This window comes from Kocuria rhizosphaerae, from assembly GCF_044462265.1.
Classification (GTDB): Bacteria; Actinomycetota; Actinomycetes; order Actinomycetales; family Micrococcaceae; genus Kocuria; species Kocuria rhizosphaerae.
Genome location: NZ_JBISWL010000117.1, coordinates 1 through 5,777, shown reverse-complemented (window position 1 = coordinate 5,777; position 5,777 = coordinate 1). Strand labels below are relative to the sequence as shown.

The window sequence follows — 5,777 nt, the reverse complement described above, 5'->3', positions numbered from 1 at the left end:
CGCGGAGGGGGGAGGGGTGGGGACAGCGCCGGTCAGGAGCCGCGGATCAGCTTGTGCGGGGCGGCCTGCGCGACCGGTTTGATCGTCACGGTGTCCAGGTCCACGTGGTGCGGCAGGTTCACGGCGAACGCGCAGACCTGGGCCACGTCCTCGGAGGTCAGCGGCTTGTCCACGCCGGCGTAGACCTTCTCCGCGGCCTCCTCGTCCCCGCCGAGCCGGTTGAGCGAGAACTCCGGGGTGTGCACGAGGCCGGGGGCGATCTCCACGACGCGCACGTTGTGCTCCGCCTCCTCGAGGCGCAGGGCCTCCGTCATGGCGCGCTCGGCGTACTTCGCGGCGTTGTAGCCGCCTCCGCCCTCGTACGCCCGGTGCGCGGCCAGCGAGGTGAGGTTGAGCACCGTGCCCTCCCCGTTCTCGCGCAGGGCCGGGAGGAACGCCCGGGTCAGGCGCATCGTGCCCAGCACGTTCACCTCGTACATCCACTCCCAGTCCTCCGTGCGCGCGTCCGCCACGCGGTCCGTGCCGCGGGCGCCGCCGGAGATGTTGAGCAGTGCGTCCATGCGGTGCTGCTCGCCCAGGACCCGGTCGCGCAGCTCGGCGACCTGGGCCTCCGAGGTGATGTCGCAGGGCGCGGCGATCGCCCCGGTCTGCCGGGCGAGGTCCTCGAGTCGCTCGGCTCGCCGGGCCACCGCGTAGACGGTCCAGCCCGCGCGGCGCAGTTCGCGCGCGGTGGCCTCCCCGATGCCCGTGGACGCGCCGGTGACGACGGCGACCTTGCCGGTGTGGGTGTTCGAGCTGTGCTGTTCGGTCATGGGGGCCACGGTAGCCCGGGCCAGTGCGGGCCGGAAGCCCGGACCGGCGAGGGCCCGGGGCGTCGCGGGACACGCGGGCGGTCGTGAGAGACTGGTCCGCATGGCTGACAACACGCAGGGCACAGACACGCCCGGACCCACGACGGTGACCGTTCCCGACAAGCCCGCGCTGGAGGGGCTGGAGGCGAAGTTCTCGGCGCGGTGGCGCGAGGAGGCGACGTTCCGCTTCGACCGCGACACCGAGCGGGCCCAGGTCTACTCGATCGACACCCCGCCACCCACGGCGTCGGGCTCCCTGCACGTCGGGCACATGTTCTCCTACACGCAGACCGACGTCGTCGCCCGCTACCAGCGGATGACCGGCAAGAACGTGTTCTACCCGATGGGCTGGGACGACAACGGCCTGCCCACGGAGCGCCGCGTGCAGAACTACTTCGGCGTGCGCTGCGACCCGGCCGTGCCCTACGACCCGGACTACCAGCCCCCGGCGAAGCCGGCGCGCAACGAGCGGGACTTCGAGCAGGTCTCCCGCAAGAACTTCATCGAGCTGTGCGAGCGCCTGGCCGTGGACGACGAGAAGGTCTTCGAGGACCTCTTCACGCGTCTGGGCCTGTCCGTGGACTGGGACCTGACCTACCGGACCATCGACGACCACTCCCGGCGGGTGTCCCAGAAGGCGTTCCTGGCGAACCTCGCCGCCGGCGACGCCTACCTCGCCGATGCCCCCACCCTGTGGGACGTCACCTTCCGCACCGCCGTGGCCCAGGCCGAGCTCGAGGACCGGGAGCGCCCCGGTGCCTACCACCGGGTGGCGTTCTCCCGGGCGGAGGGCGAGCCGGTGCACATCGAGACGACCCGTCCGGAGCTGCTGCCCGCCTGCGTGGCGCTGGTCGCCCATCCCGACGACGAGCGGTACCAGCCCCTGTTCGGCTCCACCGTGGTCTCGCCGCTGTTCGGCGTGGAGCTGCCCGTCCTGGCCCACCACCTCGCCCAGCCGGACAAGGGCTCGGGCATCGCCATGATCTGCACCTTCGGCGACCTCACCGACGTCACGTGGTGGCGGGAGCTCGAGCTGCCCACCCGGCCCGTCGTCGGGCGCGACGGCCGCATCCTGGCCGAGACTCCCGAGTGGATCCGCGGCGAGGGCCCCGAGGCCGCCTACGCGGAGCTCGCCGGCAAGACCGTCTTCTCCGCCAAGGAGAAGGTCGTGGAGCTGCTGCGCGAGTCCGGGGACCTGGAGGGCGAGCCGAAGCCGGTCGTGCACACCGTGAACTTCTACGAGAAGGGCGACAAGCCCCTCGAGGTCGTCACGTCCCGCCAGTGGTACATCCGCAACGGCGGCCGCGACGCCGCCCGGCGCGAGCGCATGCTCGCCCGCGGCGCGGAGCTGACCTGGCACCCGACGTTCATGAAGGCGCGCTACGACGACTGGGTCGCGGGCCTCAACGGCGACTGGCTGGTCTCCCGCCAGCGCTTCTTCGGCGTCCCGATCCCCGTCTGGTACCCGCTCGACGCGCACGGGGAGCCGGTCTACGACTCCCCCATCGTGCCCTCGGAGGAGCAGCTGCCCGTGGACCCCGCCGCGGAGCCGGCCCCGGGGCACGACGAGTCCCAGCGCGACGTCCCGGGCGGTTTCACGGGCGACCCGGACGTGTTCGACACGTGGGCGACGTCGTCGCTGAGCCCGCAGATCGTGACGGGCTGGTCCCACGACCCCGACCTGCACGCGAAGACCTACCCGATGGACCTGCGCCCGCAGGCCCACGAGATCATCCGCACCTGGCTGTTCTCCTCGGTGGTGCGCGCCGACGCGATCACCGACTCGCTGCCGTGGACCGACGCCACGATCTCCGGCTGGGTCCTGGACCCGGACCGGAAGAAGATGTCCAAGTCCAAGGGCAACGTGGTGGTCCCCACCGACACCCTGGACAAGTTCGGCTCGGACGCGGTCCGCTACTGGGCGGCCTCCGCCCGCCTCGGCGCGGACACCGCCTTCGACGAGGGGCAGATCAAGATCGGCCGCCGGCTCGCGATCAAGCTGATCAACGCCTCCAAGTTCGTCCTGGCCCAGGGCGTCCACGAGGGCTCCGTGCTGGGCGCGGGCGTCGCGGCCGACGTCGTGACGGAGCCCCTCGACCGGGCCCTGCTGGCGCAGCTGGCCACGGTGGTCGAGCGCGCCACCCAGGCGTTCGCCGACTACGAGTACGCCAGGGCCCTGCAGCTGACCGAGCAGTTCTTCTGGACGTTCACCGACGACTACGTCGAGCTCGTCAAGGACCGGGCCTACGGCGCCCGCGGCGAGGCCGCCCAGGCCTCCGTGCACGCGGCGCTCGCGACCACCCTGGACGCCCTGCTGCGCCTCTTCGCCCCGGTCCTGCCCTTCGCCACGGACGAGGTGTGGTCCTGGTGGCGGGCGGGCTCCGTGCACCGGGCCGCGTGGCCGAGCCCCGAGGGCTTCGCCGGCGCAGTGGCGGACGCCGACCCCGAGATCCTCACGACCGTGGGCGAGGCCCTGTCCGGGCTGCGCAAGGCGAAGTCCGAGGCCAAGGTCAAGCAGCGCACCGAGGTCCGCTCGGCGACCATCGCGGCCGCCGCCGGGGAGGTCGCCCGCCTCGAGGCGGGCCTGGGCGACCTCAAGGCCGCCGGCAACGCCGCCGAGCTCATGCTCGTGGCCGGCGACGAGGGCCTCAGCGTCCGCGACGTCGAGCTGGCTCCGGCCGACCAGCCCGCCCGGTAGACGGCGGACCGCTCCCACCGGGCGAGCGCACGAGGGCCCGGCCGCCGCGGCGGCCGGGCCCTCCTTCCTGCGGGTGCACGCTCCTGCGTGCGGGTGCTTCCTCCTGTGTGCCGACCCGGCCTCGCGCGTGCCGGACCGTCGCGCGCAGGGGGCCGCGGAGCGGGGCACCGTCCGCCGACCGCGGCTCAGTCGAAGATCGGGCCCTCGTCGCGTCCCCGCTTGAGCTCGTAGAACCCGTGGTGGGAGATCAGCCCGAGGCAGCCGTCCCAGACCCGTGCGGCGTCCTCGCCCTTGGGTGCCGGGGTGAAGACGGGGCCGAAGAAGCCCACGCCGTTGACGGAGATGCACGGCGTGCCGATGTCCTTGCCGGCGACCGCCTGGGCCGCCTCGGTGGAGGCGCGCAGCGCGGCGTCGTGCTCGGTGGAGTCCTTGGCCGCGGCGAGCTCGGCGGGCAGCCCGACCTCCTCCAGCGACTCCGCGATGATCCGCTCCAGGTCCTCGATGCCGCCGGGGTGGCGGCGGGTGCCCATCGCGTCGTAGAGCTTCTTGAGGTACTCGTCGCCGTGGGCGCTCGCGGCGGCCTGCACCACGCGGACCGGCCACATCGACTCCACGTGGCCGTGGTGCTGGTTGTCCTCGTTGTTCTCGTTGAGAATGCCCAGCGAGATGATCCGCCACGTCACCTCGACGTCACGCAGGCGCTCCACCTCCTCCATCCAGCGGGAGGTCATCCAGGCCCAGGGGCACAGCGGGTCGAACCAGAACTCCACCTTGTCCGTCATCGGCTTCCTTCCTCGTGGTGCGCCCGCCCGGGTGGCGGACACGTCATCGAGTACAAGCCGCGCGTCAGGCCGTTTTGTTCCGGTTCTGCTCCTCGCGGATCATCTCGTGCGTGATGATCTCCGGCTCGCCCTGCTTCGTCACGGCCTCTGCCGTCACCAGCACGGCGGCGATGTCGTCCCGGCTGGGGAGCTCGAACATCACCGGCAGCAGGACGTCCTCGAGGATGGCCCGCAGGCCGCGCGCGCCCGTGCCGCGCTGGATCGCGAGCTCCGCCACGGCGATCAGCGCCTCGGGGTCGAAGGTCAGCTCGACGCCGTCGAGCTGGAACATCTTCTTGTACTGCTTCACGAGCGCGTTGCGGGGCTCCGTGAGGATGCGGGTGAGGTCCGGGACCGTGAGCTCCCGCAGGGTGGTGACCACGGGCAGCCGGCCGATGAGCTCGGGGATCAGCCCGAACTTCAGCAGGTCCTCGGGCATGACGTCGGCCATCAGGTCGTGCCGGGGGCCGCTCGCCTTCAGCGCCGCCCCGAAGCCGATGCTCGTGTGCCCCGCACGGGAGTCCACGATCTCCTCGAGCCCGGCGAACGCGCCGGCCACGACGAACAGCACGTTCGTGGTGTCGATCTGGATGAACTCCTGCTGCGGGTGCTTGCGGCCGCCCTGCGGGGGCACCGAGGCGACCGTGCCCTCCAGGATCTTCAGCAGCGCCTGCTGGACGCCCTCGCCGGAGACGTCCCGGGTGATGGAGGGGTTCTCGGACTTGCGCGAGATCTTGTCGATCTCGTCGATGTAGATGATCCCCGTCTCGGCCCGCTTGACGTCGTAGTCGGCGGCCTGGATGAGCTTGAGCAGGATGTTCTCGACGTCCTCGCCCACGTAGCCGGCCTCTGTCAGGGACGTGGCGTCGGCCACGGCGAAGGGGACGTCCAGCTTCCGGGCCAGCGACTGCGCCAGGTACGTCTTCCCGGAGCCGGTCGGGCCCACCAGGAGGATGTTCGACTTGGCGATCTCCACGTCCTCGTCACCGGCCGCAGTGGCCAGGGACAGGGGCTTGCCGTTCTCGCCGGCGCGGACCCGCTTGTAGTGGTTGTACACCGCCACGGACAACGCCCGCTTGGCCGTCTCCTGGCCGACGACGTACTGGTGCAGGTGCTGGTAGATCTCGTGGGGCGTCGGGAGCTCCTGCTGCTCGAGGTCCTTGACCTCGCTCAGCTCCTCCTCGATGATCTCGTTGCACAGCTCGATGCACTCGTCGCAGATGTAGACCCGGGGGCCCGCGATGAGCTTGCGGACCTGCTTCTGGCTCTTGCCGCAGAAGGAGCACTTGAGCAGATCCGCGGTCTCGCCGATGCGCGCCATGAAACAGTCCTCTGATCGGGAACGGGAATCCTCGTCCCAGGATAGGTGAGGACCGGCCGCCGCCCCAACACCCGGACCCCGGTGCG

At 71.5% G+C, this 5,777-nt stretch carries 4 protein-coding genes; 1 reads left to right on the top strand and 3 read right to left on the bottom strand.

Going from position 1 to position 5,777, the window contains the following annotated elements; translation table 11 throughout:
* Nucleotides 1-32: 32 nt before the first annotated feature.
* Nucleotides 33-812 carry an SDR family NAD(P)-dependent oxidoreductase gene (locus ACH9EU_RS13825; RefSeq protein WP_396414496.1) on the bottom strand — a complete coding sequence of 260 codons (780 nt, stop codon included), beginning with the start codon at nucleotides 810-812 and terminating at the stop codon, nucleotides 33-35.
* Nucleotides 813-912: 100 nt separating this feature from the next.
* On the opposite strand from ACH9EU_RS13825, the gene valS reads away from it, so the two are divergent.
* Nucleotides 913-3,549 (top strand): valine--tRNA ligase, encoded by a 2,637-nt coding sequence (gene valS, locus ACH9EU_RS13820; protein WP_396414495.1) that lies wholly within the window; start codon nucleotides 913-915, stop codon nucleotides 3,547-3,549.
* A gap of 185 nt (nucleotides 3,550-3,734) precedes the next feature.
* Here the strand turns inward: valS and ACH9EU_RS13815 are convergent, their stop codons facing one another.
* The gene (locus ACH9EU_RS13815; RefSeq protein WP_396414494.1) at nucleotides 3,735-4,331 is read right to left on the bottom strand and encodes a mycothiol-dependent nitroreductase Rv2466c family protein; all 597 of its coding nucleotides are present in this window, start codon (nucleotides 4,329-4,331) and stop codon (nucleotides 3,735-3,737) included.
* A 64-nt stretch (nucleotides 4,332-4,395) separates the two neighbouring features.
* Nucleotides 4,396-5,691 (bottom strand): ATP-dependent Clp protease ATP-binding subunit ClpX, encoded by a 1,296-nt coding sequence (gene clpX / locus ACH9EU_RS13810; protein WP_396414493.1) that lies wholly within the window; start codon nucleotides 5,689-5,691, stop codon nucleotides 4,396-4,398.
* Nucleotides 5,692-5,777: the final 86 nt, after the last annotated feature.

Excerpts from the sequence above, each read along its gene's own strand:
- clpX (WP_396414493.1), bottom strand. The coding sequence starts at position 5,691 with ATGGCGCGCATCGGCGAGACCGCGGATCTGCTCAAGTGCTCCTTCTGC.
- ACH9EU_RS13825 (WP_396414496.1), bottom strand. The coding sequence starts at position 812 with ATGACCGAACAGCACAGCTCGAACACCCACACCGGCAAGGTCGCCGTC.
- ACH9EU_RS13815 (WP_396414494.1), bottom strand. The coding sequence starts at position 4,331 with ATGACGGACAAGGTGGAGTTCTGGTTCGACCCGCTGTGCCCCTGGGCC.
- valS (WP_396414495.1), top strand. The coding sequence starts at position 913 with ATGGCTGACAACACGCAGGGCACAGACACGCCCGGACCCACGACGGTG.